23 protein-coding genes and 4 pseudogenes are annotated in these 26,099 nt (G+C 56.8%); 20 read left to right on the forward strand and 7 right to left on the reverse strand.

Translation table 11 applies throughout. The features are described 5' to 3' along the window. Positions 1-48: 48 nt before the first annotated feature. The 6 genes and pseudogenes from AWB69_RS13275 to AWB69_RS47650 all read left to right on the forward strand — a co-directional run. A complete protein-coding gene (locus AWB69_RS13275; protein WP_062085370.1) occupies positions 49-1,062 on the forward strand; it encodes a GlxA family transcriptional regulator in 1,014 nt (337 codons plus the stop codon). Between the two features lie 210 nt (positions 1,063-1,272). Then, positions 1,273-2,337: an alkene reductase gene (locus AWB69_RS13280; RefSeq protein WP_062085371.1), complete on the forward strand. Its 1,065-nt coding sequence runs from the start codon at positions 1,273-1,275 to the stop codon at positions 2,335-2,337. 169 nt (positions 2,338-2,506) lie between these two features. Then, a complete protein-coding gene (locus AWB69_RS13285; RefSeq protein WP_062085372.1) occupies positions 2,507-2,869 on the forward strand; it encodes a hypothetical protein in 363 nt (120 codons plus the stop codon). A gap of 157 nt (positions 2,870-3,026) precedes the next feature. Further along, positions 3,027-3,293: pseudogene (locus tag AWB69_RS13290) on the forward strand (transposase); the annotation flags it as partial. 232 nt (positions 3,294-3,525) lie between these two features. Beyond that, positions 3,526-4,881 carry an IS110 family RNA-guided transposase gene (locus AWB69_RS13295; protein ID WP_062085373.1) on the forward strand — a complete coding sequence of 452 codons (1,356 nt, stop codon included), beginning with the start codon at positions 3,526-3,528 and terminating at the stop codon, positions 4,879-4,881. 15 nt (positions 4,882-4,896) lie between these two features. Continuing rightward, positions 4,897-5,037, forward strand: a pseudogene (locus AWB69_RS47650) (IS3-like element ISBvi4 family transposase); the annotation flags it as partial. Positions 5,038-5,396: 359 nt separating this feature from the next. Here AWB69_RS47650 and AWB69_RS13300 read toward each other — a convergent pair. From AWB69_RS13300 to AWB69_RS46890, 7 genes and pseudogenes are all read right to left on the reverse strand, one after another. Then, entirely contained in the window at positions 5,397-6,539 is a 1,143-nt protein-coding gene (locus tag AWB69_RS13300; protein WP_062085374.1) for an IS91 family transposase, read from the reverse strand. 78 nt (positions 6,540-6,617) lie between these two features. After that, a pseudogene (locus AWB69_RS50320) lies at positions 6,618-6,758 on the reverse strand (transposase domain-containing protein); the annotation flags it as partial. An 82-nt stretch (positions 6,759-6,840) separates the two neighbouring features. Continuing rightward, entirely contained in the window at positions 6,841-8,544 is a 1,704-nt protein-coding gene (gene ltrA, locus AWB69_RS13305; RefSeq protein WP_062085375.1) for a group II intron reverse transcriptase/maturase, read from the reverse strand. Positions 8,545-9,161: 617 nt separating this feature from the next. Next, positions 9,162-10,601: pseudogene (gene tnpC / locus AWB69_RS13310) on the reverse strand (IS66 family transposase); the annotation flags it as partial. Positions 10,602-10,631: 30 nt separating this feature from the next. After that, entirely contained in the window at positions 10,632-10,988 is a 357-nt protein-coding gene (tnpB, locus tag AWB69_RS13315) for an IS66 family insertion sequence element accessory protein TnpB (protein ID WP_007178952.1), read from the reverse strand. Then, positions 10,964-11,527: a transposase gene (locus AWB69_RS13320; RefSeq protein WP_007178953.1), complete on the reverse strand. Its 564-nt coding sequence runs from the start codon at positions 11,525-11,527 to the stop codon at positions 10,964-10,966. Before AWB69_RS13320 ends, tnpB begins: the two co-directional genes overlap by 25 nt. A 52-nt stretch (positions 11,528-11,579) precedes the next feature. Continuing rightward, a protein-coding gene (locus AWB69_RS46890) for an IS3 family transposase (protein WP_156528835.1) occupies positions 11,580-12,949 on the reverse strand; the annotation gives its coding sequence in 2 pieces (ribosomal slippage) (positions 11,580-12,481 and positions 12,481-12,949; 1,371 coding nt in all). Positions 12,950-14,408: 1,459 nt separating this feature from the next. Between AWB69_RS46890 and AWB69_RS50770 the strand changes: the two genes are divergently transcribed. The 14 genes from AWB69_RS50770 to dmpH all read left to right on the forward strand — a co-directional run bounded on the left by AWB69_RS50770 (position 14,409) and on the right by dmpH (position 26,090). Beyond that, positions 14,409-14,639, forward strand: a complete 231-nt coding sequence (locus AWB69_RS50770; protein WP_062085378.1) for a phenol hydroxylase subunit — start codon at positions 14,409-14,411, stop codon at positions 14,637-14,639. A 20-nt stretch (positions 14,640-14,659) separates the two neighbouring features. Next, positions 14,660-15,652: an aromatic/alkene monooxygenase hydroxylase subunit beta gene (locus AWB69_RS13340; RefSeq protein WP_062085379.1), complete on the forward strand. Its 993-nt coding sequence runs from the start codon at positions 14,660-14,662 to the stop codon at positions 15,650-15,652. Positions 15,653-15,676: 24 nt separating this feature from the next. Continuing rightward, complete coding sequence (locus AWB69_RS13345; RefSeq protein WP_062085380.1) at positions 15,677-15,949, forward strand: MmoB/DmpM family protein; 273 nt, start codon at positions 15,677-15,679, stop codon at positions 15,947-15,949. A gap of 24 nt (positions 15,950-15,973) precedes the next feature. Then, entirely contained in the window at positions 15,974-17,491 is a 1,518-nt protein-coding gene (locus AWB69_RS13350) for an aromatic/alkene/methane monooxygenase hydroxylase/oxygenase subunit alpha (RefSeq protein ID WP_062085381.1), read from the forward strand. A 99-nt stretch (positions 17,492-17,590) separates the two neighbouring features. Beyond that, complete coding sequence (locus AWB69_RS13355) at positions 17,591-17,953, forward strand: phenol hydroxylase subunit P4 (protein ID WP_062085382.1); 363 nt, start codon at positions 17,591-17,593, stop codon at positions 17,951-17,953. Positions 17,954-17,964: 11 nt separating this feature from the next. Beyond that, positions 17,965-19,029 carry an NADH:ubiquinone reductase (Na(+)-transporting) subunit F gene (locus AWB69_RS13360; protein ID WP_062085383.1) on the forward strand — a complete coding sequence of 355 codons (1,065 nt, stop codon included), beginning with the start codon at positions 17,965-17,967 and terminating at the stop codon, positions 19,027-19,029. A 43-nt stretch (positions 19,030-19,072) separates the two neighbouring features. Further along, positions 19,073-19,399 carry a 2Fe-2S iron-sulfur cluster binding domain-containing protein gene (locus tag AWB69_RS13365; protein WP_231937099.1) on the forward strand — a complete coding sequence of 109 codons (327 nt, stop codon included), beginning with the start codon at positions 19,073-19,075 and terminating at the stop codon, positions 19,397-19,399. 92 nt (positions 19,400-19,491) lie between these two features. Then, positions 19,492-20,436 (forward strand): catechol 2,3-dioxygenase, encoded by a 945-nt coding sequence (locus AWB69_RS13370; protein WP_062085385.1) that lies wholly within the window; start codon positions 19,492-19,494, stop codon positions 20,434-20,436. Between the two features lie 120 nt (positions 20,437-20,556). Beyond that, on the forward strand, positions 20,557-20,991 hold the full coding sequence (locus AWB69_RS13375) for a GlcG/HbpS family heme-binding protein (RefSeq protein ID WP_156528836.1): 435 nt from the start codon (positions 20,557-20,559) through the stop codon (positions 20,989-20,991). A 21-nt stretch (positions 20,992-21,012) separates the two neighbouring features. Beyond that, positions 21,013-22,467, forward strand: coding sequence for a 2-hydroxymuconic semialdehyde dehydrogenase (locus AWB69_RS13380; protein WP_062085386.1), 1,455 nt, complete (start codon positions 21,013-21,015; stop codon positions 22,465-22,467). Between the two features lie 2 nt (positions 22,468-22,469). After that, positions 22,470-23,252: a 2-oxopent-4-enoate hydratase gene (dmpE, locus tag AWB69_RS13385; RefSeq protein WP_062085387.1), complete on the forward strand. Its 783-nt coding sequence runs from the start codon at positions 22,470-22,472 to the stop codon at positions 23,250-23,252. Positions 23,253-23,331: 79 nt separating this feature from the next. After that, positions 23,332-24,243 carry an acetaldehyde dehydrogenase (acetylating) gene (locus tag AWB69_RS13390; RefSeq protein WP_062085388.1) on the forward strand — a complete coding sequence of 304 codons (912 nt, stop codon included), beginning with the start codon at positions 23,332-23,334 and terminating at the stop codon, positions 24,241-24,243. A gap of 18 nt (positions 24,244-24,261) precedes the next feature. Next, positions 24,262-25,305, forward strand: a complete 1,044-nt coding sequence (gene dmpG, locus AWB69_RS13395; protein ID WP_062085389.1) for a 4-hydroxy-2-oxovalerate aldolase — start codon at positions 24,262-24,264, stop codon at positions 25,303-25,305. Further along, positions 25,302-26,090, forward strand: a complete 789-nt coding sequence (gene dmpH, locus AWB69_RS13400) for a 2-oxo-3-hexenedioate decarboxylase (RefSeq protein WP_062085390.1) — start codon at positions 25,302-25,304, stop codon at positions 26,088-26,090. Before dmpG ends, dmpH begins: the two co-directional genes overlap by 4 nt. Positions 26,091-26,099 lie beyond the last annotated feature (9 nt).

A 26,099-nucleotide genomic window follows, 5' to 3' on the forward strand; every position in this document is an offset into this window, starting at 1 on the left:
GTAAATGGGTTAGGTGAATGGATCGACGAGCCTGCAGTCTAAGTCTTCATGACAGCCATTTCTATAGACAATAATGACAACATTGATATCATTGTTGCCATGAAACTCCACATCCTTGTTTGTGATGGCGTGTTTGATCTGGGGCTTGCGGCGCTCACCGACACAGTGGGCTTGGCCAATGCGATGTCGGGCTCGCTGCCACAGGCTCCCGCGCACATAGAGCTCACGCTGGTGGGCGTGCGGCGTCGCATCCGAACTGCGCAAGGCTTGACGGTCCCCGTGGTCACTGCGCGTGGTGTGCCGGAACCAGACGTCGTGCTCGTGCCCGCGTTTGGTGACAAGATGCCTGACACGCTCTCGGCTCGGCTCACACGCCCCGACGTGCCCGATGCGGTCGCCGTGCTACAGCAGTGGTCCACCGCTGGCGCGCACCTTGGTGCCGCCTGCTCCGGTAGTTTCTTGCTTGCAGAGAGTGGCCTGCTTGATGGGCATCGTGCGACGACGTCATGGTGGCTGGGGCCGATGTTTCGGCAGCGCTATCCGAACGTCACGTTGGACGAGTCACGCATGATCGTGAACTCGACACGCTTCACTACCGCGGGTGCCGCTTTGGCCCACGTCGACTTGGCCTTGCGCATCATCAGGGGGCGCAGTCCGGCGCTGGCGGCCCTAGTGGCACGCTATCTGCTGGTCGAGGCACGCAGTTCGCAAGCCGAGTTCGTGATTCCCGACCACCTTGCGCATGCCGACCCGATGGTGGAGCGCTTCGAGTGCTGGGCCAGAAGTCGGCTCGCGAAGGGGTTCTCGCTGGCCGAGGCGGCCAGCGCCGCGGGCACAAGCGAGCGCACCTTGGCGCGGCGGCTGCAAAGCGTTTTGGGCAAGACACCGCTGTCGTATTTCCAGGACCTGCGCGTGGAGCATGCTGTCCATCTCTTGCGCACCGGAAACGCGAGCGTCGACCAAGTCGCCGCACAGGTCGGGTACTCGGATGGGGTGACCCTGCGGGCCCTGTTGCGCCGCAAGCTGGGCAGGGGTGTCAGGGAGTTGCGACGCGGTGGATGACCGGAGGCGTTTGGTGCATGTACGGCTGGAGACCGCCGCCAAACTGTCGGAAGCAAAGGCTTACCCACTTGCGTCTACTACATCGTGCGTTGGGTGCAAAAGCACCAGCCGTGCCAAAGCAGTCTTCAGTGACCTTTCAAAGGTCTGAGTATTGGGAGTACTGTTAGCTTTACCACTGTTTTCTGTTCACTAATCTGGGTTTTCATTCGCATGCTATTCAATCCACTTCAAGTAGGTTCTCTCACCCTGCCCAACCGCATCCTTCTGGCACCACTGACACGCGCCCGTGCCGACGCTGGCCACATGCCCAACGCGCTGATGGCCGAGTACTACAGCCAGCGTGCCACCGGCGGCCTGCTGATTTCCGAATGCACCATGGTGGCGCCTGGTACATCGGCCTTCGTCAATGAGCCTGGCATCTACAACGACGCGCAGATTGCAGCCTGGAGGCAGGTGACCGACGCGGTGCACGCCAAGGGCGGACGCATCTTCATGCAGATCTGGCACGCTGGCCGCGCAGCCTACCCTGGCGCTGCCGATGGCGCCCCCATTGTCTCCAGCAGCGCCACCGCCATTGAGGGTGAGATCCACACGCCCCAAGGCAAGGTGCCGCACGCGGTGCCTCGCCCCCTGACCGTCGAAGAGATTCCCGGCATCGTGGCTGCGTTTGCTCAAGGCGCACGCAACGCCATTGCCGCCGGCTTTGATGGTGTGGAAGTACACGGCGCCAACGGCTACCTGATTGACCAGTTTCTGCGCGACACGCCCAACCAGCGCACCGATGCTTACGGCGGATCGCTGGAAAACCGTGCACGTTTGCTGTTCGAGGTACTCACTGCCGTGACCCAGGCGATCGGCTCCGAACGTGTGGGTCTGCGCCTGTCGCCTCTCAACAGCTTCAACAGCATGAAAGACAGCGACCCGCTGGCCCTCATCGGCTTCCTGGCCGATAGGCTCAATGTCTTCAAGCTGGCCTACCTGCACGTGATGCGCGCCGATTTCTTCGGCGTGCAGAAGGCCGATGTCATGCCCGTAGCGCGTGAAAAGTACAAGGGTGTGTTGGTGGGCAATATGGGTTACAGCGCTGATGAGGCAGAGGCAGCTATTGCCGAAAGTAAGCTTGACGCTGTGGCCTTTGGCACCGCCTTCCTGGCTAACCCGGACCTGCCCGCACGCATCAGGGCCAAGGTACCGCTGAACGCGCCTGACTCCAACACGTTCTACGCAGGTGGCGCCAAGGGCTATACAGACTATCCGACGCTGCAGGTCGCGTAAATCACCGCCCCAGAAGATCGAAGAAATGAGCCACTTTATACCCAATGCTCTGCCCTTCGATCTTGCGAAGCTGTGAATCGAGGGCGTCTACCGAGTGTTGTGCGCCATCACGATCTTTAATTGATAAGTTGCCTCGGTTTTCCTGCGGTCAGCCCAGGCACTCATTCAGATGATAGGTCGAGTTGCTCGGAATGGAAACGAGAAGGCGATCTTGTACGCTGACGTGACGACTCGGGCGATGAAACAGGCGATCGATGAGACAGATAGGCGCAGGCAGCTTCAAATTGCCTTTAACGAAGACAATGGAATTTCTCCGGTCTCTTCTGTGCGAAAACTAGCAGGAGAAGAGACGAGTACGGAGGAACCCACAGTTCATACTGAGGCCTTCTGCGAGAATTTGTCCGACCTTTGCGATCAAATTACTGCCAAGGAACAGCAGCTACTCGAATTTACCGATACCGGTGATGAACAGCGCGTCGAGGATATCCGCCGTCAGTTGGATGGTTTGTACCGGCAATTCATCTACATCTGATCGTTTGCCGGCATTAGGGTGCGTGGCCGACCGATCTGCACCTAGCGCAGACGGTCCGCTAATCGTTCGAGCGAAGGGGTGAGCCACCGAGGCGCAGTGAGGTCGGCTGAAAAAAGTGGACGCCAACATTCCGTAGAATTGAGGAATGGAGGCATTGATGAAGCGAATCCCGAAGGCTGTGTACACGAAGGAATTTCGTGAAGAAGCAGTAAAACTGACAATGACTGACGGAGTGGGCGTGTCTGAAGCTGCCCGTCGATTGTCAATATCGATGAAGACGTTGGCGAACTGGGTTCGCGCCGCAAAGGACGGCAAGCTGGAGAACGTCGGGCAAACCCAGAAACCACTGACAGAGATCGAGGCGGAGCTGAGCCGGCTCAAGCGAGAGTTGGCAGAAGTGAAGATGGAGCGCGATCTGTTAAAAAACAGGTTAAGAGGCGCGCCCCTGCCCGAAGGGCAGAAACTCCCGGGCGGCGCTACACTGATACGCATCAGAGGGAGCGGCCGTCGAATTATTGGTGATTCATCCCGTTAAAAAACATGGTCCAGGGACTGATGCGGACCCAGCATTGGTGACGCCGCCAGGCGATCCCGTTCAGGAAGGTGATCAACTCCGCTGTCCCGCCCTCTGACCATCCTATAGGTGGAGGGCAGACATGAAGACGACGAAGTCCCGAGGCGCCGCCAACGCGGCACAGATCACGGTAGTGCACCCTCATGCTGCGGCGATCGACATCGGCGCGCAGTTTCATGTGGTCGCGGTCGGACCGGAACGTGATCCGGAACCGGTCCGCTCATTTCGCAGCTTCACGCAGGAGCTTCACCAGCTCGCGCAGTGGCTCAAGCAGGTGGAAGTCACCACGATTGCCATGGAGTCAACCGGCATTTATTGGATTCCCGCGTTCGAAGTATTAGAAGCGTACGGCTTCGAAGTGGTGTTGGTTAATGCGCGGGACGTGAGGAACGTCCCGGGCCGCAAAACTGATGTCAACGACGCACAGTGGCTGCAGAAGCTTCACGCGTACGGCCTGCTGCGGGCCAGCTTCCGTCCCCGGCATGATATTGCGACGTTACGCGCCTATCTGCGTCAACGCGAACGACTACTCGAGTATGCCGCAGCTCATATCCAGCACATGCAGAAGGCGCTGATGCAGATGAACCTGCAACTGCATCATGTTGTGCAGGACGTCACCGGCGTTACCGGCATGAAGATCATCCGCGCGATCGTCGCCGGAGAACGTAATCCAGAAGAACTAGCCCGACATCGTGACGTCCGCTGCAGGGCATCAATAGAAACGATTCGCGATGCGCTGGTCGGTCATTATCAGGACGAACACGTGTTCGAATTGACCCAGGCAGTCGCGCTCTATGACTTTTATCAGACGCAAGTTAAGCAGTGCGACGAACGTATTGAACTCGTGCTTCGGCAACTACAGGAAAATGCGACGCCGGTGAGCACCCCACTGCCTGCCGCGCGTCGTCGGAGCAAGCAGTCAAACGACTTCTCGTTCGATGTGCGCGCAGAACTCTACGACGTGCTCGGCGTGGACCTGACACAGATCCACGGGCTCGGCCCCTACCTTGCGCTGAAACTGGTCGCCGAATGCGGCACCGACATGTCGCGCTGGCCGACGGTGAAACACTTCACATCGTGGCTGTGTCTGGCGCCGGGCAACAAGATTTCCGGCGGCAAAGTGCTGTCCTCCAAAACGCGTCGCTCATCCAGCAAGGCTGCTGCTGCGCTGCGTCTCGCTGCCGTCACGATTGGCAAGACGGACACCGCACTCGGCGGTTTCTACCGACGGTTGTCCGCGCGGATTGGAAAAGCAAAGGCCGTCACGGCTACGGCCCGCAAGGTCGCGGTGCTGTTCTATAACACATTGCGTTTCGGGATAAAGTATGTCGATCCCGGTGCCGAATACTATGAAGAACGCTACCGGCAGCGGGTCCTGAAAAATCTCACCCGACGAGCCGAATCCTTGGGCTTTGTATTGCAACCCAAACCGGCCTGATCGGGAGGAGTTTCTCAGGAAGTTTGCAACGTACTTCGCGAAGGAGTCGCGGTGAAGTACGGCGCAATTGAGCAGATGCGACAGCAGTACCCTGTGCCGCCGATGTGCCGGTTCCTGGGCGTGTCCACGAGTGGCTACTATGCTTGGCGCAAACGGCCGCTGTTGTTAAGGATTGTTGGACGCCTGCCCCAAACCGCAGGCGTGTGACTACCCTGGCGCCGGCGGGCAGGCGTCCAACAATCCTCGAGGGAGGAAACCGCGGGATGCTCAGAGGCAGCTCGAACTGGCAGCCGTTATGGTGATTAGACCAGTGGCATTGTCGCCTAGGTCTCGACAAACCTGTAGAAATGGCAGCGGATGCTGAGGTGAGAGCCTCGATGCCCCTGTTTTTGCAAAGTCGCGCGATGTCATTTGGCTGCGATCGACTGGTTTGGGGCGTCGGACGCAACGGTCCCCTAGCGGCTCTCGTTGCCGAAGAGCCGACCGTAGGTTAATGCACTGCGGCGCGATGAGATTCACGCGTGACAGTTCTCCACAGGTGGGGCTCGAATCGGAGCGCTGCGTTGAAAGATGTCGATAACGATCATCAACGACCCGCAATGTCGACACACGAAGCTTGGGCCTGCCGCGCACGTTGATGCATCTGCGACGGGATCGACCGCGCGTGGCAACACATGCAGCAACGCTCGTATCCTCGAGAGATTGTCGCGGCGTGACGGGTTTGCGAGCAGGCCGTAGTGGCGAATTCGGTGGAAGCCACCCGGCAACACGTGCAGCAGGAATCGGCGGACGAACTCATCGGCCATGAGCGTCATCGTCTTATTGCGTGTGTGCCCGTCCATCCGATAGTCTTTCCAGCGGAAGGTGACGCCACGCTCATCGAGTGCGATCAGTCGTTGATTTGAGATCGCCACCCGGTGCGTATAGCGCGACAGATAAGCCAACACGGCTTGCGGTCCCGCAAATGGTCGCTTGGCATACACCACCCATTCGCACGCACGCATCGGGGCAAGCCACTCGGCGAACACTTCCGGATCGGCAAGCGCGGCGCATTTACCGAAGAACCGCAATTGACCGCGGTCATACGCCGCGGCCAGCTCTTCGAGGAAGCGGCGCCGGAACAGTCGCGAGAGCACGCGCACGGGTAGGAAGAAGCCTGGCTTGCAAGCGACCCATCGGCCTCGATCAGGAGACAGGCCACCGCCAGGGACGATTCCGTGGACATGAGGATGGTGCGTGAGCGCTGAGCCCCATGTGTGTAAGACCAGAGTCGCGCCGACCTGTGCTCCGAGGTGCTTCGGATCCGCGGCAATCGTGCGCAGCGCCTCGGCGGCCATATCAAACAACAGGCCGTACATCACCGCCTTGTTGTAATACGCAATCTCGCTGATCGGAGCCGGTAGTGTGAAGACCACGTGGTAATACTCGACGGGCAGAAGATCTTCCTGGCGTGCGTCTAACCACCGTCGTGCGGCCGTGGCCTGGCACTTTGGGCAGTGTCGGTTGCGGCACGAGTTGTAGGCGACTTCGACCGCCGCGCACCCTTCGCAACGCAACACATGTCCCCCCAGTGCCGCGCTACGGCACTGCTCGATTGCTGACACGACCTTCAACTGACCCAGGCTGAGGTTCGCGGACTCGCGCCACTGTGAACCCAGAGATCGAAAGTATGCGGTCCATCAGCGACGCCCCTCAATTCAGGTGACGGAGCGTGTGACATGTGGTGGGAACGCGGATCAGCGTAGGTTGGCCGGCAGCTTCCAGGGAAGCAGCGCGTCGTAGTCGTCGACCGTCTTTGCCAGAGGCAACCGCTGGAACAGCCAGGTGAGATAGCGATACGGATCGATGCCGTTGGCTTTTGCTGACTCGACCAGCGAGTCGGGTAGCAGCGACGCATTGCTACGTCGCCGCCCCCTAAGAACGGAACGGGCGAGTTTCCCCGCATTCCGCTCAAGCCTTTCAAAGCCCCGTTGCCGGAGCCGGTTTCACCGCTGAGGACCGCTGGCCACGCGCGATCTGATGGCAGTCCGGATGCAGCATCACCAGGTTACGACTCGCGTCCGTGCCACCATCGATTACGCGTTCCAGATGGAAGAGACGCCACCCACTGGATTTGGTAATCGGCTGGTTGCAGGTTGGGCATGTGCGTCCCTGATTCCACCATAGCCGGATGAGCCGCTTCCGACCTTTGAGTGAGTCCATCATCTCGAAGCCAAGACGCTCCTCGAAATAACTTTCCCACTGAGGGTCGAACGGGTTGGCGGCAGCCTTGATTTTTCGGTGCCGCCGGATCGGCGTGTTGGCGATGTCATGGAGCGCCAGGAGTTCAGGCGCTCCTGTACTGGGCACTTTGCCAGTCTCCGTACCAAAGACCCAGTGCCGGGCGTCGACGGTTCGGAAGTACTTCCGTCGGACCCAGCGTGCGCCTTTGTTCGGATGCCGACGCTGTGCCCAGCGCCATAGACACCGCCAGATCTCGAGACTCACCTTGCCGAAGACGCGCTTTGATACGACATGACGATGATAGTTTGCCCATCCGCGAATCAACGGGTTGAGTTTCCTGATCAGCCAGTCGTGCCGTACTGTCGCGTTGTCCTTCACGATATCCCTCAGCTTGCGCAGGAAGCGCTGAACGTTCGCTTTCGCAGGCTTAATCAACAGCTTGCGGCCATACTTGCGCACGTTCATACCAAGGAAATCGAACCCATCTTCAATATGCGTGATCCGGGTCTTTTCTGGCGATAGCGATAACCCCCGTTCCGCCAGAAACCGCTCAACCACGGGCCGAACCTCATCTACCAGCACTTCACGCGTTGCACCGGTGATAACAAAGTCGTCTGCATAACGAACGAGGTTGATTTTCGACACATTACGACCGCGCCGGTTGAACTTAACCCGTAGCGTTCGTTCCAACCCGTCGAGCGTCATGTTCATCAACGAGGGCGAGATAATACCGCCCTGCGGTGTACCCGCATCCGTTGAGTGAAGGACACGATTATGAAGGTAGCCAGCCTTCAACCACTTCCGCAATATCGCCTTGTCCGTGGGGATGTTGGCGATCAGCCAGTCATGCGAGATTTCGTCAAAGCAGCTGCGGATGTCAGCCTCTAGAATCCACTGAGCGCAAGCACGTCCGCCCAATGCTATGAAGCACTGACCGATCGCATCGTGCGTGGACCGAGCAGACCTGAATCCATAGGAATTAAGGTCTGCCGTCGTCTCCGCGATGGGCTCAAGAGCGAGCAGATGCAGCGCCTGCCACGCTCTGTCGATCATGCACGGAATTCCGAGGGGCCGCATCTTTTTCCCGTCGGCCTTGGGGATGTATATCCGCCTCAACGGACGCGGCTGGTAGCCGCGCCGATTGAGCGACGACACTGCTTTGAGCTTGGCCCCCGGCGTTGACCATATGACTCCATCAACGCCGGGAGTACGTTTGCCGCGATTACCAGTCACCCGTTTCACGGCGAGTGCCTTGCCGCTGAACGAGTGGGTCAGCAACCATTGCAGGGATTTCACCTTGCTATGTTTGCCGGCCTGTTCGGCCTTCACGATGCGTGCTTGCAGCCGTCGAACCTCGCGATGACATTTGACCCAATCAATGCGGTGCCAATGTGTCGCGCGGTCGAAGGACGCACCCGCGCCGAGTTGCTGCACAGTCATCTGCTTTTCCTCCTTGAACGGTTAATCAAGCTATCTCGTGACGAAAGACCATGCGGAAGTCTGCCCGCTTTCGCGCGGGATGATGTTGTCGTGTAACTCAACCCCTATCCGACCCATTACAGGTCAGCCTTCGCTTTTTCCGCACTCCCATGCCCGCACCGCCATCAGCCTTCCTCGCGGTCGGCCTGCCCGATTGGGCGGCTGTACGGGGTTTCCGTGTTCCACACAGCTCGCAAGAATGGTTTAGGTTCCGCCTTTTCACCGGTAGCGTTGTCGTCCGTGCCGCCCCACTATACAAAGAGCGGACCCGCTACATTCCCATTTTGGGTCAGGCCTGTCAGTGTCTTTGGCCTGTTCGCGATGACGGTGTTTAAACAGCGATTCAGATGCCTTAACCTTGCCATCCAGTCAGATCTCCTTCCGCGTCGACACTCGCAGAAGCGCCTTGGTCTCACAACTTCAGCGTGGCTTACGCCGAGCTTCTTTGTCTCGGTGGCTTCACACGATGCCGTTGCCAGCCTCGCATGCACCGATAGACTACGGGCGACGGAACGCCCGGTTTCCTGCCGCCCTACAGCGACGGCGAAACAACGAACTGCGCGACTTTCACGTCGCACATAAAGATTCGCACTCGCATGTGCGCCAGCAACTGTATCGGCAAATAGGAAGCTTTTGCGCGCGACGACAAACGGGCGAATGGAATTTTCGCAGGGATTGTTCGATATGGGCCAGTTGCCGTTCTCAATGTATCGGATCAGCTTGGGCCACTGCCCAAGCAGATAGGTCAGGGCCTTACCGAGCAAACTTTGAGGCACGACGCCAGGCAACTGTTCAAGCATCAGCGTTTCGATGGCATCGAGCACGCGTGCACTGTATCGTCGTCGCAATCGCTGTCGTCGTTCAGCCGCCCACGTTTCACTGTGCGCCTCCGCCGCGAACAGCTTGCCGATCAGTTTGATGAAGCGCGTCGCGAGCAGGTTGGACGAGCGTGCGGCCTTCGGCACGTTATCTTCGGCCTTGACCAGATACCGTCTCGCGTGAGCCCAGCATCCGAGATGCACGAGCTGATACTGTTCAGCGATGCCGTTGTAGGGCTCGTATCCGTCAGTCATCAGAACCGCACCCTTGCGAATGCCGGTGAACAGTTTGTCGGCCAGCTTCGCGCCGCGACCAGCCGTATAGGCGAAACAGCGGATGGGAGTTCCCGATCCGGTCATTTGCGCCCAGAGATAGCTTTTCGTTTGCGGCTTGCGCCCTTCTTCCTTCAGGACCTGGAACGTCGTCTCGTCGCAGTAGATCACGTCAGCATCGAGCAACGCGTCGCGCATCAGGTTGATAACGGGCTGCGTTGCGAGACCGACGCGTACCATGCTCGCGGCGAGCGTGTTCGATGAGATGTCGCCACCGAAGCGTCGCAGCAGGACCGCCTGGCGATAGATCGGCATGCCAAACTGATACTTGCCGGAGGCGACCCACGCGAGCGCCGATTCCGTGAGCAGTCCACGCGGGATGATGCGCAGCGGTGCCGGCGTGACCTTGATGCCAAGATCGCAGCACGGGCAGGCATACTTGACGCGCTGGTGCTGGATGACGCGAAGCTGTTCGGGGATCACGTCGAGCTGCTCGCTCGTTTCGACACCGATCTCGACGAGCGCATGGCCGTCGTGGTTGCAGAAGCGTTCGCCTTCGGGAAGTTCGTGCCGAACGACTTCGCGCGGCAAGTTGGGATCGAGCGGTTTGCGATGACCGCGCTTCTTGCGCGTGTGCGCGGCGATTCTGGTTTCGGGAGTATCTTCCTGCGCCGGTGTTGCGTTCGTGCCGAGCACTTCGGCTTCATTGAACAGACCCGGCTGATCCGATGCGCGAGCTTCGCTCTTCGCGCCGAACAGCTCGCGCCGGTAAGCGCGCAGTCGTTCCTCAGCCAGGTCGCGCTCCGCAGTCACGAGACGCAGTGCGCTGCGTAACCCGTCGCGCTCTGACTGAAGGGCGTCATGCTCCTCGCGCATCGCGAGGAGCATCCTGAGTTCGTCAGCGTCGATGGTCACGTTGATCGGCATACCGCTTAGACCAGTATGCCGACGACATGTTCAGCTCACACGCGCATAATGTCGCCTCGGATGACGCTGGAGCGCAGCGATGTCGACACCCCCGAGAAGCCAGTGCAGCAGTTCGACGGTCAGTGCCACGACCTCGCTATTGTCATCAGGCCAGACGAAGCGATCATTGGCCTCGAGTCTCTTGAGCATGAGCCAGAAACCGTTGTCCTGCCAGCCCAGGATCTTGACGCGATCGCATCTCCGGTTGGTAAAAACGTAGAGCGAGGAATCCATGGGATTCAGGCGCATCGCCTGTTCGACGAGAATCGACAGACTGTTCATTCCGTACCGGAAATCGACGGGATCGCGGTACAGGTACACCTTCAGATTTTCGTCGAACCGGAACACGGCATCCTCCCGAACATCTGGACCACGGTGCTCAGTTCGTCGATGCTCGCTGCACTGAGATCAAGCTCCACGCCATTCGACAGTCGCACATGCAGCGAAAGCGTGATCGGCGCAGTTGCAGTCAACACGAGTGGTAACGGCGGCACCGATGACGTTGAAACGACCGGCACAAATGCAGAAGTAGACGGTGCGCACAGCAAGTGCTTACGTGAGCCCGCAACGTCGGTCGAACCGTCATCCACGCAACGACGGAAGTCTTCGTTGGCAATTGCGTCGATGGCAGATGACGGTAGATCGCGCTCGTCGGCGCGCGTTTCCTGCGATGCAAATGGGATGCCTTTCTCGCGCTCCATCAGATACTTCGCGATCCATTTGCGCAGCAGGTTAGCGTTGATCCCATGCTCCTGTGCCAAACGGGCGACCGACGCACCTGGTCGCAACGCGGCCTCGATCAGTACGCGCTTGCCTCCCTCGTCATAGCGACGGCGCCCGTCGCGGCTTTGACGAACTACTTTCAACTCTGAGTCTTTGCCAGTCATAGGTGTCCACCTCCAAATTGGACTGACCCCCAGAAGTTGGACGGTTAGATGGCTACGCCTGACCGCATTGAGTCCGATATTTTACGGGGCTCATGCCTTGCAGTTTCAGCTTGATACGATCATGGTTGTAGTACCGGATATAGTCCTTTATGCCGACCTCCAGCTCGTCAAGATTATCAAATTTGTTGAGGTAAAAGAACTCCGCTTTGAGGGTGCCGAAGAAGCTCTCCATGGCGGCGTTGTCATAGCAGTTGCCCTTGCGCGACATGCTTTGTGTGATCGAATGGTTTTCAAGAAGGCGCCGGTACACCGCCATCTGATATTGCCAGCCCTGGTCGGAATGCAAGATTGGCTTGTCGCTCTGCTTGAGTCGACCAAATGCTTTTTTCAGCATAGTGCCTACCATGTCAAACAAAGGACGTCGTGCCATTTGGTACGCAACGATCTCACCGTTGTAAAGGTCAAGCACTGGAGACAGATAGAGCTTTTCCCCACGAACGTTGAATTCGGTCACGTCTGTTACCCACTTCTGGTTCGGCGATTCTGCGTCGAACTGACGTTCGAGAACATTTGGCGCAATCTTTCCTACCTCGCCCTTGTAGGCGCGATATTTCTTGACTCGCACGCAGGACTTCAGTCGCAGATCAGCCATTAGACGCTGGATCGTCTTGTGGTTGACGGCGAGGCCCTCTTGCCGAATCGTAGCGGTGATGCGGCGGTAGCCATACCGCCCTTTATGCCTGTCGAAGATCGTCTTGATCCGGGCTTTGAGGCCAGCATACTTGTCGGCCACCTGCAGCGCCTTCTGTTGATAGTAGAAAGTGCTGCGCGCCAAGCCCGCTAGCTTGAGCAGACCGGCAAGAGGGTATTGGTGCCTTAGCTCGATCACGATTTGTGCTTTTTGCGCTGCGCTTGCGGCGCGGTCGTTTGAACCAAGGCATTGAGCTTTTTTAGATAGGCATTCTCCATGCGGAGGTTGTCCAGTTCCTTTATCAATTCGTCGCGAGTGCGCCTTGCGTCGCCCTTTGATGATCTCGGAGATTCTGTGGTCTGATGCTTTGTCATCTTCTTGCGGCGTAAGGAAGCGTGCGGAGACAAGGCCTCCAGTCCGCCCTGATCGTAGTTGCGCTCCCACGTAGCGATAATATTGAAGTTGCGAATATCAAACAGCGCGGCGGCCTGCCGATAGGAAAGGCCCTCGTCACGCATGCGTCGCAACACCGACAGCTTGAATTTTAAGCTATAGGTGGCCCGCGCCTTTTCCCTGACGCCTGCAGCACCATGCGAACGATAACCTGCCACCCATTTGCGTAGCGAAGTAACATTCACATCATGGCGGCGAGCAACGACTTTGAGCCCCGCCGTTCCCGAACAATAATCCTTGACGACCGCGAGCTTCGTCTCTTCCGAATACTTGCCCACAAGACTCCCTGCAAAAGTGTCCAACTTTGCGGGGTCAGTTCAAAATAGGTGGACACCTATGCTCCTCGCTCAGAGCGTCAGTTGGTAGACGTCGATAATGGATCGCTTACAGATCTCTCGCATCGACGAACTGCTACCCTGGAACGTGGCCGACAAGCTGAAACCAGCCAACCCGCCCACACTATCAACCGGCTAGATCTGGATAGATTTGGATGGATCGTGTCCATGATCGCCGATCGTGGACACGATCTCTCGTGATCGACACGAATTCCACCACGCCATCACCATCATGCCTCACGCGCGCGCGCGTGAGGCCACGGCCCAGCCGAGCCGCTTACACAGTTGGCCGAAGCAACGCTAGAGCAACCGCACGCTCTGTGATCCCTGCGGCTCCTTCTCGGGGTCAAGAAAACAGCGCAGTTGCCGTTAAAAACGGATTGGGCAACGCGCGCATCGCGCGCGGTCCTCGCAGACCTAATCGCTCATCACACTGGAATCGAGGAATAAGAAGCGGCTTCAGAATTCGGAATTTGAAGCACGTTAGCGCAAGCCGATCGGCCTCAGACGGTCTAACTGGTCGGAGAGGATGCGAGGCGAAACGCGTCCTATTGTTATAACTGGAATTGAACTAAACCGCTGACGCGGTATGGTGGCTGGCCGACGTCCCCGTCCTGGCCGGCGCCGCGGGTATTCCTTTCCGGGTGCGACGATGACAGTGCAATTCACCGCACCTGCTCATCCCGAAAGGAGTCCTGTCATGACACGCCTACGTCAGCGCATGGTCGAGGATATGCGCGTTCGCTAATACTGAGGATTTTGTAATGTGAAGGAAACCCCGCTACGCGTTGTCGAAGCTAGTCCGAATGCTTCTTTCCTTCACATTACGAGATGACGTCTCAAAGCGAATCAAGCCAATCCAATAACGAAGCGGACCGCTTCCAGCGAGGGAGTGGCCTGATCCAGGAAGGCGCATCGAACCGTTAAAGTGCGTCGCGCATCGTTTGCATGTTAGCGCGGGCATACTGATTGGTCGTATCAAGGCTCGAATGTCCAAGCCAACTGCTGATGACCGTAACTCCATTGCGTCTGCGAAATTGATGAAATCCTCGAGTGTGACGCGCGGTGAGACTTCATAAATCCATGAAACGCAAATTGACGCGCCTGCGCTCGCACCTGCAGCAGTCGGCGCAACGTCGGGTTAATGGGCTAAGGATTTACCCTGAAGCGTGGCCCCGTAGCCGGAGTAAATGTGAGTTAGACAGATAGGAAGGAGTGCCCTGGCAACAATCAAAAATCTCTCTTGTGCCGCTTTGCATATGGCTGCTGTGAGAACCCTGTAGCTTTGCGGCAAAGACCGATCGACGAAAGGCAGGTTTTGCTGCACCCCAGCAAATTCATGATGTGCGCTAATTGGCACAGGTATTGCATAGTTGTGTGCAAAGCAAAAGTCGGAGACAAAATGCCTTTGCCGGACATAACCCAACGCTATGTGCGAGTTACTCGCACCGGCGTCGATGGTTTCGTTGAATTCGATTTCATCGTCTCCGACGAGGACCTGACCGTAGAGCTCATACTGCCAGAGGCAGCATTCTCTGAATTCTGCACTACTAACAGCGTAACGGTAATTAGGAACCTCGATCGTGGCTCAAGCCCAACTAAAGGCCAAGGTCTCCTACAAACAGTTAAATAATCCATTTTAGAGGTAGCTCGATGCAAGTCGATATCAAAAGCCTAAGCATTAAGCCACTTAGGAATACTTTCGATCAGGTAGCCCGCTTCACTGGCACTGACAAAACAGCCTCACGCTATCTCGAAGCAACTATTGGGGTACAGCCAGAAGCGAATTTTCATTACAAGCCGCTTTGGGCAGAAGGGCGGGAGATATATGACAAGCGGAACACTGCGATTGTCATGGGAGAGTGGGATAAGCTGCTGGATCCGAGGCAGTACTATTACGGCAGCTGGGCAATCGCACGCAGCAGGCAGCAGGATGCGGCTGAGCGCAGTTTCGCGTTCGTCGAAAAGCGCGAAATGCTGGCTTCTACGGCACCTGAACTACGCCAAAAGATAATCGACATCGTGTTGCCACTCAGACATCTGGAATACGCAGCGAATTTGAACAATTGCTACATGTCTGCTTACGGCTACGGTGCTTCCGTCACGCAAGCTACGATGATGTGTGCTATGGATAGGCTAGGCATCGCTCAATACATCACGCGCATCGGCCTGTTGCTTGACGGAAATTCAGCGGAATCACTTCGTAGCGCGAAGTGCACTTGGCAGAGTGACGCGATCTGGCAGCCCCTGCGCAAGCTCGCCGAGACCATGCTTGTGACTAAAGACTGGTTCGAGCTGCTGATCGCACAAAACGTCGTTATCGACGGACTTGTTTATCCACTGGTATATCGATCCGTTAGCGACGCATTGAGTGCTCAAGGAGGATCGGCCTTCGCGATGCTTACGGAATTCATGAGCGAATGGTACGACGAGCACATCCGATGGAGTGACAACCTTGTGAAAGTCGCGGCAGCCGAGTCAACCGAAAACAAAACGCGGATAGCGGGATGGGTAGCGACTTGGCATGAGCAAGCTCTAACAGCGCTTGCGCCTGTCGCGATCAAAGCGCTTGGCGAAACGGGACCCTCGGCCCTTGAAGCGGCCAGTGCATTGCTCGACGCCCGTATGAACAAAGTCGGACTTTAACGAATTTGTCGGGAGACGGCACAAATGTCAGGAAAAATGGTTTTTTTAGCTCTTCAGGATAACGAAGATTCGCGTCCGATTCGAGAAGCCATTGAGGCAGATAACCCTCAAGCGGTGATATCGCAATTCCCAGGCGTGTACAAAATCGATGCGCCAGGTCGAATAGTGGTGAACCGTGAAAGCGTGGAGGCGCGCCTTGGGCGGCGCTGGAATCCACAAGATATACATCTCACGCTTGTATCACTGTCGGGCAACATCGACGAGACCGACGACTATTTTGCGCTCGAGCGCATCTAACATTTTCCGAGCAAGGAGCTAGCAATGGCAGCCACCAAAAAGATGAGTTTGCGTGAGAAATACACAACGATGACCGCCGATCTCGCGTGGGACTTGACGTACAAGAAGCCGTCTGAAGTCTTTCCCCTTGCCGACTTCGAAGGAATCAAGATTGAAGATTGGAGTAAATGGGAAGATCCCTTCCGTCTGACCATGGATGCATATTGGAAGTACCAGGGTGAAAAGGAAAGAAAGCTCTATGCGGTGATTGACGCCTTCGCGCAAAACAATGCCCACTTGGGCGTTTCCGATGCGCGCTATATCAATTCTCTCAAACTATTTTTAACTGCAGTTACGCCGCTCGAATATGGTGCGCATCGCGGTTTTGCGATGGCTGGTCGTGCGTTTCCAGGTGTCGGTGCACAGGTCGCATCGCAGATGCAGTCGGTTGACGAGTTACGCCACACGCAAACACAACTGCACACGATTAGCCAGTACAACAAATATTTCAACGGACTGCATGATCCTTTTCACGCGCATGATCGTGTGTGGTACCTCTCCGTTCCGAAATCATATTTCGAAGACGCACTTTCGGCTGGACCATTCGAATTCGTTGCAGCCATTTCGTTCTCTTTCGAATATGTACTGACCAACCTCTTGTTCATGCCTTTCATGTCAGGCGCGGCTTACAACGGCGATATGGCGACCGTGAACTTCGGGTTCTCGGCGCAATCGGACGAGTCGCGTCATATGACGCTTGGACTCGAGGTGATCAAGTTCATGCTCGAGCAGCATCCCGACAACTTGCCAATCGTACAACGCTGGATCGATAAGTACTTCTGGCGCGGTTATCGTTTGTTGGGCATCGTCGGAATGATGATGGACTACATGCATCCAAAACGTGTGATGTCGTGGAAGGAAGGCTGGGAGATGTATTTTGAGCAGAACGGCAAGGCTCTGTTCGATGACTTGGCCCGATACGGTATCACTATGCCGAAATTTTGGGAGCAATCGGTTGCCGAAAAGGAGCACATTACTCATCAATTGTGGCTCACTTTCTATTACTTCGGTAACGCCACAGGTTTTCACACCTGGATCCCTGAAGACAAAGAGCTTGATTGGCTGTCTGAGAAATACCCTAATACTTTCGATAAGTACTATCGTCCGCGGTTCGAATACTTGCGCGAGCAGGAAAAGGCGGGAAAGCGACTGTACGGATCCATGCTTCCGCAATTGTGTCAGGTTTGCCAGGTCCCAATGGTTTTTACGGATCCTGAGAATCCGACCAACACGGTGTACCGCCGGACGCAATACAGAGACGATAGCTACCACTTTTGCTCAGATGGCTGCCAGGCCATTTTCGAGCGCGAGCCTGAAAAATATGTCCAGGCATGGATGCCGCCGCACCAGATCTTCCAAGGCAACTGCGGTGGCCCGACAATCCCGGACGTCTTGGACTACTACCACTTTACAGCCCAAGATGGCGGAGAATTTTTGCATTCAGCTGATAACGCAAACTGGAATCTTTGGAAGGGTTTAACCAAAGAGAGCGAAGCTGCCTGATAGGCCAACAATGAGCATCGTGCAGCGCGGCGACCGCGCTGCAGCGTTGCACGAAACCGGCGCTTCTAGCCGCGCGCATAGGTAATAAGGAAATCCAACATGTCAGTCAAAGCAGCCTTCGCGGAATATACCGGCCCAGTCCGTGACGCGATTGAAAATTTCCACGGAAACCAGCTCGTCTACGTTGCGTGGGACGAACATCTGATGTTTCCCTGTGCAGCCGCGTTTCCATTTCCACCAACCATGCCCTTCGACGCATTGGTGAAAGACGTTCTCCCTTCCGTGTACGGCATACATCCAGACTTCGCTAAGATCGAATGGTCTGATGTCAAATGGACACTCGATGGCGAGGCGTTCGATCCGGAACTTACCGCAAGCCTTGCTGGAAATGGCGTTAAGCATAAGTCGCTGATTCGCCTTGCTACTCCCGGTTTGCATGGCATTGGTGGGATCGGATACTAAAGGGAGCCAGCGTGAGCTTCAAAATGACCATAGAACCGCTGTCTCACACCGTCGAAGTTGCAGCCGGACAGACGCTGCTGGAGGCGGCATTGAGATCTGGAGTCTACATCCCGCACGCCTGTTTGCACGGGCTTTGCGGCACCTGCAAAGTCCAGGTCGTCGAGGGGGAAGTGGACTTGGGCGACGCGTCACCGTTCGCTTTGATGGACGTCGAGCGTGATGAGGGAAAGTGCTTGGCATGCGTAGCTATCGCGCAGTCGGACCTCGTCATCGAAGCTGATATCGATGACGAACCGGATGCGGAGTCGCATCCGATGCAAGATTTTATTGGCACCGTGCGAAAGGTCTCGGACCTCACGCCGACCGCGAAGGGCGTTTGGATTGAGCTCGATGGCAGCGGCATAGATTTTCAGGCCGGGCAATACGTCAATCTGCACTTGCCGGGTGTAGCAGAGCCACGGGCTTTTTCGATCGCGACGGCGCCATCTTCAAAGCGTTTAATTGAATTGAATATTCGCCGGGTGCCAGGCGGCAAGGCCACTGAATATGTACATACGCGGCTTAAGGAAGGCGAGAAAATCCGGTTGAGCGGTCCATACGGGCGTTTTTTTGTCAGACGCTCTTCGCCCGAAAGTTTCTTGTTTCTGGCGGGCGGCACTGGTCTTTCAAGCCCGAAGTCAATGATTCTGGATTTGCTTGAGAAAGGCGAAACACGCTCAATAAAGTTGTTCTATGGTGCACGCAACGTACGCGAACTGTACGACGACGATTTGTTTCGTGATCTGGCTATTCGTTATCCAAATTTGACTTACGTACCGACATTGTCTGAACCCGATCCTGATGTGGAGTGGCTCGGCGAAAGGGGCTATGTCCACGAGGTAGCGACTCGACATTTTGACGGTGATTTCCGACATTTCAAGGCGTACATGTGTGGGCCACCCGTCATGATAGATGCTTGTATTAGTGCACTGATCCGCGGTCGTCTTTTCGAGCGTGACATGTACATGGAGAAGTTCATTTCCGCAGCCGATTTAACCACGTCAGCTCGCAAGAGCCCGCTCTTCAAGGCGATCTGAAATGCACGTAGTAGAAGATTGGTCGGCCGTGCCCGACTGCCGGATGTACATGATCCAACTTTCGGAGACGGGGGAAACTTTTGAATGCAGCTCGTCCGAGACGTTGCTGGAGGCGATGGCGAGGCTCGGTCGCAAGGGTATTCCTGCAGGTTGTCTAAATGGTGGGTGTGGGGTGTGCAAAGTCGAAGTGAACCGCGGTTGCGTCCGGAAAACGGGCGCGATGAGCCGTGCGCACGTTTCAGCCGAAGAAGAGGCAAGTGGGGTAGTGTTGGCGTGTCGAACCGCGCCGACCGGTGACCTTGACCTTCGCATTGTCGGAAAGATGAAGAAGACGGTTGTATATGACCGGTGGGGCGCAAGCTCCGCCTGATTCGGACATCGAGCGCCGACAGTGGGTTGAAGACAATCCATGTGTAAGGTGACCTGATTAATGCATGGTCCAACATTAAATTGGAGACTGAGATGGGCATCATGAGGATTGGGCATATCAGCATAAGGGTGATGGACCTTGAGGCCGCAGTCAAACATTACGAAAACGTGGTGGGACTGAAGGTTACTCATCGCGATGCACAGGGCGCGGTGTATATGAAGTGCTGGGATGAATGGGACAAGTATTCGGTGGTTCTTACTCTGTCCGATCAGGCAGGAATGAATCACGTGGCCTACAAGGTCGAAAAGAACGCAGATCTCGATGACCTGAAAGGGCGTATTGAGAAGTTTGGCATCCAAACGGAATTGGTCGCAGCTGGCTCAATGCCGTTCGTCGGACGCATGCTGCAATTCACATTGCCCAGTGGTCATGACATGTATCTGTACGCTGAAAAGGAATGCGTCGGGACTGATGTCGGCTCGACCAACCCTGATCCCTGGCCTGACGGCCTTCGCGGGGCTGGCGTGCATTGGCTGGATCATTGCCTGCTGATGTGCGAAATGAATCCTGAGAAGGGGATTAACAAGGTCGCAGAAAACACCCGTTTCTTCATTGACGTGCTCGACTTCTTTCAGACCGAGCAGGTTACTGTGGGGCCGCAAGGTTCGATTCAGCTCGCCTCCTTCCTGTCGCATTCGAGTAAGCCTCACGACATAGCCTTTGTCGGTGGCGAGCGGGCCGGGCTTCACCATCTGTCATTTTTCCTGGACTCATGGCATGACATCTTGAAGGCCGCGGACGTAATGGCCAAGAACAAGGTCCGGATCGATGTCGCGCCGACGCGCCATGGTTTGACGCGTGGGGAGACTATTTACTTCTTCGATCCATCGGGTAACCGCAACGAAACGTTTGCCGGCCTGGGGTATCAGGCGCAGCGCGACAAGCCGGTTGTCACGTGGACTGAAGATCAGGCCGGTCGCAGCATTTTTTATCACACGGGGGTGATGGCTGAGGGATTCACCACTGTCTATACGTGATGAGATTAATGAAAGCAGGCCGGTTGCTGACGTTTGCCGTTCGAACAACGACCTCGTGCTCGAAGTGACTTTCGATAGTCGCGCTTGAACGGCCCGCATAGGGACGAAGGTAATTTGAGGATGGCAAATATGACTTGCACGCCGCGCCTAAGTTGGGAGGCGGCCCACCGCGCGGTCGAAGGCGCGGTACGAAAGGCTATCGACCTCGGGGCACGTGTGAATGTGACCGTAGTTGACATTGGCGGCAATCCCCTATCTTTCCTGCGGATGCCGGGAGCGCCGCTTCACTCGATCAGCATCAGCGAAGACAAGGCGTACACGGCAGCGAGCTTTGGTTTGGCCACGAGTCAGTGGGCGGCAGAACTGCAGGCGCAATCAGATGCATTGCGACAAGGCCTGCCACTTCGGCCACGCTTCGTAATGTTCGGCGGGGGCGTGCCGATACGGCTCGCGGACGAAGTCGTCGGAGGGATTGGCGTGTCGGGTGCGTCGGAAGTGCAGGACGAAGCCTGTGCGAACGCTGGGCTTGCGGCAGCGGGTCTGCTCGACAAGTAAAACACCATAGGAAGTACGGACGTGAAAGACATCAAAAACTTTATCGACGGCGAGTTCGTTTCGACCGAACGCTGGTTTGACAAGCGTTCGCCATATGACGGAAAAGTGATCGCACGCGTCGCAGAGGCGGGACAAGCCGAGGTGCACGCGGCGGTGTGTGCCGCGCGAGAAGCGTTACGTGGTCCGTGGGGACAACTGGCAGTAACCGAGCGGGTTGAGATGCTCTACGCGATCGCAACTGAAATCGATCGACGCTTCGAAGACTTTGTCGGCGCCGAGATGACCGACATGGGCCAACCCGCGCATTTCATTCGTCATGTTGATGTCCCGCGAGGCGCTGCAAATTTCAGAGTTTTCGCCGACGTCGTCAAAAATGTTCCGACCGAATTCTTCGAAATGGCGACACCAGACGGCAGAGGCGCATTCAACTACTCGGTTCGCAAGCCGGTGGGCGTAGTGGCTGTGATCTGCCCTTGGAATCTGCCCTTCCTCTTGATGACCTGGAAGGTCGGACCCGCACTGGCATGTGGCAATACAGTCGTCGTCAAGCCGTCAGAGGAGACACCGCAGGCGGCCACGCTCTTAGCTGAAGTGATGGCAAGCGTCGGCGTCCCCAAAGGCGTCTTCAATGTCGTTCACGGTTTTGGACCCGAAGCGGCAGGAGAGTTCCTGACGACTCATGCGCAGGTGAACGCAATCACGTTCACCGGCGAAACGCGCACGGGTGCGGCAATCATGAGGGCAGCGTCAAACGGCGCGCGCCCGGTGTCGCTTGAGATGGGTGGGAAAAACGCCGCAATCGTGTTTGCCGACTGCGACATGGACGCTGCCATCGAGGGAACATTGCGGTCCGTATTCGCCAATTGCGGACAAGTGTGTCTGGGTACTGAACGCGTGTATGTCGAGCGCCCCGTCTTCGACAAATTCGTTGGCCGCCTGAAGGCAGGAGTAGAAGCGTGGAAGCTGGGAGTGCCTACGGATCCGGAGAGCCGTATGGGTCCGCTGATTTCACAAGAGCATCGTGACAAGGTGCTGTCGTATTACAAGAAGGCAGTCGACGAAGGGGCTACGGTGATCACAGGAGGGGGCATCCCTGATATGCCGGACGCTCTCCGAGGGGGGTCTTGGGTGCAGCCGACCATTTGGACCGGCCTGCCGGACTCGGCAACGGTGTTGCGAGAGGAAGTTTTCGGGCCGTGCTGTCACATTGCACCGTTTGACAGTGAAGAAGAGGTCATTGGCCGCGCCAACGACAACGACTATGGATTGGCCACGGCTATCTGGACCACAAATCTTTCGCGCGCGCACCGAGTCGCGGCCTCCATCGAGGTCGGTATCGCGTGGGTGAACTCCTGGTTCCTGCGTGATTTGCGCACTCCGTTCGGGGGTGCCAAGCAATCTGGGATAGGCCGCGAAGGTGGGACCCATTCACTTGAGTTTTATACGGAACTCAAAAACGTGTGCATCAAACTGTGATCATGGAAAAAACGCAAATCACGCAATTCGGCGACGATCTATATCAGGCACTGGTGACGCGCTCGGTGGTTGCACCGCTGACGGAGCGACATTCGGGCATGACGATCGAGGACGCTTATCAAATTCAGCAGCAGATGATTGGCCGCCGCGTTGAGGCCGGCGAACGGATCATTGGCAAGAAAATCGGCGTTACGTCTGCTGCGGTGATGAACATGCTGGGCGTGTATCAGCCGGACTTTGGATACATGCTTGACGGGATGATCTACAACGAGGGGCAGGCGATCGAGGCTGCAACGCTGATTCAGCCAAAGGCGGAAGGAGAGATAGCCTTTATCCTTAAAAAAGACCTGATGGGCCCGGGTGTCACCAGCGCTGCTGTCCTCGCGGCGACTGAATGTGTGATGCCGTGTTTCGAGATTGTGGACTCCCGCATTCGCGACTGGAAGATCAAGATTCAGGACACCATTGCAGACAACGCCTCATGTGGTGTGTTTGTACTGGGAGATCAGGCGGTTGACCCACGCAAGCTTGACCTGACGCTTTGCGGGATGGTGCTGGAGCGCAATGGGGACATCATTGCCACGGGGTGTGGCGCCGCCGCGCTCGGTTCGCCGCTCAATGCAGTGGCGTGGCTCGCGAACCGCTTGGGCACTCTCGGGATTCCGCTCAAAGCCGGCGAAGTGATTCTGTCAGGCGCGCTTGCCGCGATGTTTCCGGCCACGGCAGGCGACAGTTTCAGAGTCAGCATAGGTGGCCTCGGCAGTTGTTCGGTTCGGTTTCAGTGACCACGTATGGAAAAGCACCCGGTCGGGCCGTTTGTCTGCCATCCGATTTAAAAGTCGCTTCCACGTTAAGGATCGTTTCATGAAGAAAATCAAGTGTGCACTCATCGGACCTGGCAACATTGGTACCGATCTACTGGCCAAACTTCGGCGCAGCACCGTGCTCGAACCGGTGTGGATGGTGGGCATCGATCCGGAGTCGGACGGACTGAAGCGAGCCCGTGAAATGGGCATCAAGACCACGGCTGACGGTGTCGACGGATTACTGCCGCATGTGTTGGCCGACGGCGTGCGGATTGCATTTGATGCAACGAGCGCCTACGTGCATGCAGAAAATTCCCGCAAGCTTAATGCACTGGGCGTCATGATGATTGATCTGACGCCGGCGGCGATCGGCCCATACTGTGTGCCACCGGTTAATCTGAAAGAACATCTTGGTAAGCGCGAGATGAATGTGAACATGGTGACGTGTGGTGGACAGGCCACCATTCCAATGGTCGCGGCAGTCTCTCGCGTGCAGCCGGTGGCGTACGGCGAAATCGTGGCGACTGTGTCAAGCCGCTCGGTGGGACCGGGTACCCGCAAGAACATTGACGAATTTACGCGCACCACCGCTGCCGCCGTCGAAAAGGTCGGAGGCGCAAAAAAAGGCAAGGCAATCATCATCATCAACCCGGCGGAGCCTCCAATGATGATGCGCGACACCATTCATTGTCTGACCGAAACTGAGCCGGATCAGCAGAAAATAACCGAGTCCGTGCACGCGATGATCGAAGAGGTTCAGAAGTACGTGCCAGGCTACCGGTTGGTGAATGGCCCAGTGTTTGACGGTAAGCGGGTCACGATCTTCATGGAAGTGTCGGGGTTAGGAGACTATTTGCCAAAGTACGCCGGCAACCTGGACATCATGACCGCCGCAGCGGCGCGTACTGCCGAGATGTTTGCCGAAGAGATGTTGACTGGCAAGCTCGCGCTCGAACCCGTCGTCGTCTGATTGATCAAGGAGAACACCATGAACTTGCAAGGCAAGAAGATTACCGTCCACGACATGACTTTGCGTGACGGCATGCATCCGAAGCGTCATCAGATGACGCTGGAGCAGATGAAGGGGATAGCCTGCGGATTGGATGCAGCTGGCATTCCGCTCATTGAGGTCACGCATGGCGATGGTCTCGGCGGTTCGTCGGTTAACTATGGATTTCCTGCTCATAGCGACGAGGAATACCTCGGTACTGTCATCCCACTGATGAAACAGGCTAAGGTGTCGGCCCTGCTGATACCGGGCATCGGTACCGTCGATCATTTGAGGATGGCCAAGGATCTCGGCGTTCACACGATCCGGGTGGCGACTCACTGCACCGAGGCGGACGTATCGGAGCAGCACATTAGTCTTGCGCGCAGCCTTGAGATGGACACCGTAGGGTTCCTCATGATGGCGCATATGAACAGCCCGCAGGGGTTGGTTAAGCAGGCAAAGCTGATGGAGTCGTACGGCGCGAACTGTGTCTATATCACCGATTCGGCCGGATATATGCTGCCCGACGATGTCAGGGCTCGGCTCGGCGCCGTGCGTGAGGCACTCAAGCCCGAGACGGAACTCGGCTTTCATGGGCACCATAATCTCGCGATGGGAGTTGCTAACTCCGTTGCGGCCGTCGAGTCGGGGGCCATTCGCATTGACGCCGCCTCCGCGGGGCTTGGTGCCGGGGCAGGCAACACACCGATGGAAGTATTGGTGGCTGTATGCGACCGGATGGGAATTCAGACTGGGGTGGATGTATGGGCCATCCAGGACGTGGCCGAAGAACTGGTGGTCCCGATCATGGACTTCCCCATTCGCATTGACCGAGATTCGCTTACGTTAGGGTACGCGGGCGTGTACGGCTCGTTCCTGTTGTTTGCTAAACGTGCTTCGCAAAAGTATGGCGTACCGGCTCGCGACATCCTCGTGGAGCTGGGTCGGCGTGGCATGGTCGGTGGCCAGGAGGACATGATCGAGGACACCGCAATGACGTTGGCCAAGGCGCGCGTCCAACAGACAAAGGTGGCCGCATGAAGCTTGATGCCACAACGGTTGCTCTTCTCGCCGAGCGTCTCGAGAACTGCGAGCTGCAGGCGGAAGATACGCTCAAGATCACCGAAGAACATCCGGAGATGGACTGGGAAGATGCTTACGCGATCCAGGATGAAATCCGGCGCCGCAAAGTCGCGCGCGGCAGCAAAATCATCGGACTGAAGGCGGGACTGACGTCGCACGCCAAGATGAAGCAGATGGGCGTTCAGAACCCTGTTTTCGGGTTTCTGGCCGACTACTTCGCGATACCCGACGGCGGTACGTGTGACGTCAAAGCCTTGATTCACCCGAAGGTGGAACCGGAAATCGCGTTTTTTACGAAGACTGTGCTACGAGGCCCAGGATGCCACATCGGGGCAGTGTTTGCGGCGATCGATTTCGTCATGCCTGGCATCGAGGTCATCGATTCGCGATACCGCGATTTTAAGTTTGATCTTAAGAGTGTGGTGGCGGACAACACATCGGCCGCTCGCTTTGTGATCGGTGGCCAACCGGTATCTGCATCCCATCTCGATTTGCGCACGGTCGGGATTGTGTTGGAAAAAAACGGTGAAGCGGTCGCGTTTGGGGCGGGCGCCGCGGTACTAGGGCATCCCGCTGCAGCGATTGCGATGCTGGCCAATCACCTAAGCGAGCGTGGTGAGGAAATTCCGGCCGGCAGCATCATTCTTTCCGGTGGTATCACTGAGGCCATCGCCGTGCAAGCGGGAGATGCTATATCTCTTCGGGTTCAGGGCATGGGCAGTACGGGTTTGCGTTTTATCTAACGGGGATAG

This window comes from Caballeronia udeis, from assembly GCF_001544555.2.
Taxonomy (GTDB): domain Bacteria; phylum Pseudomonadota; class Gammaproteobacteria; order Burkholderiales; family Burkholderiaceae; genus Caballeronia; species Caballeronia udeis.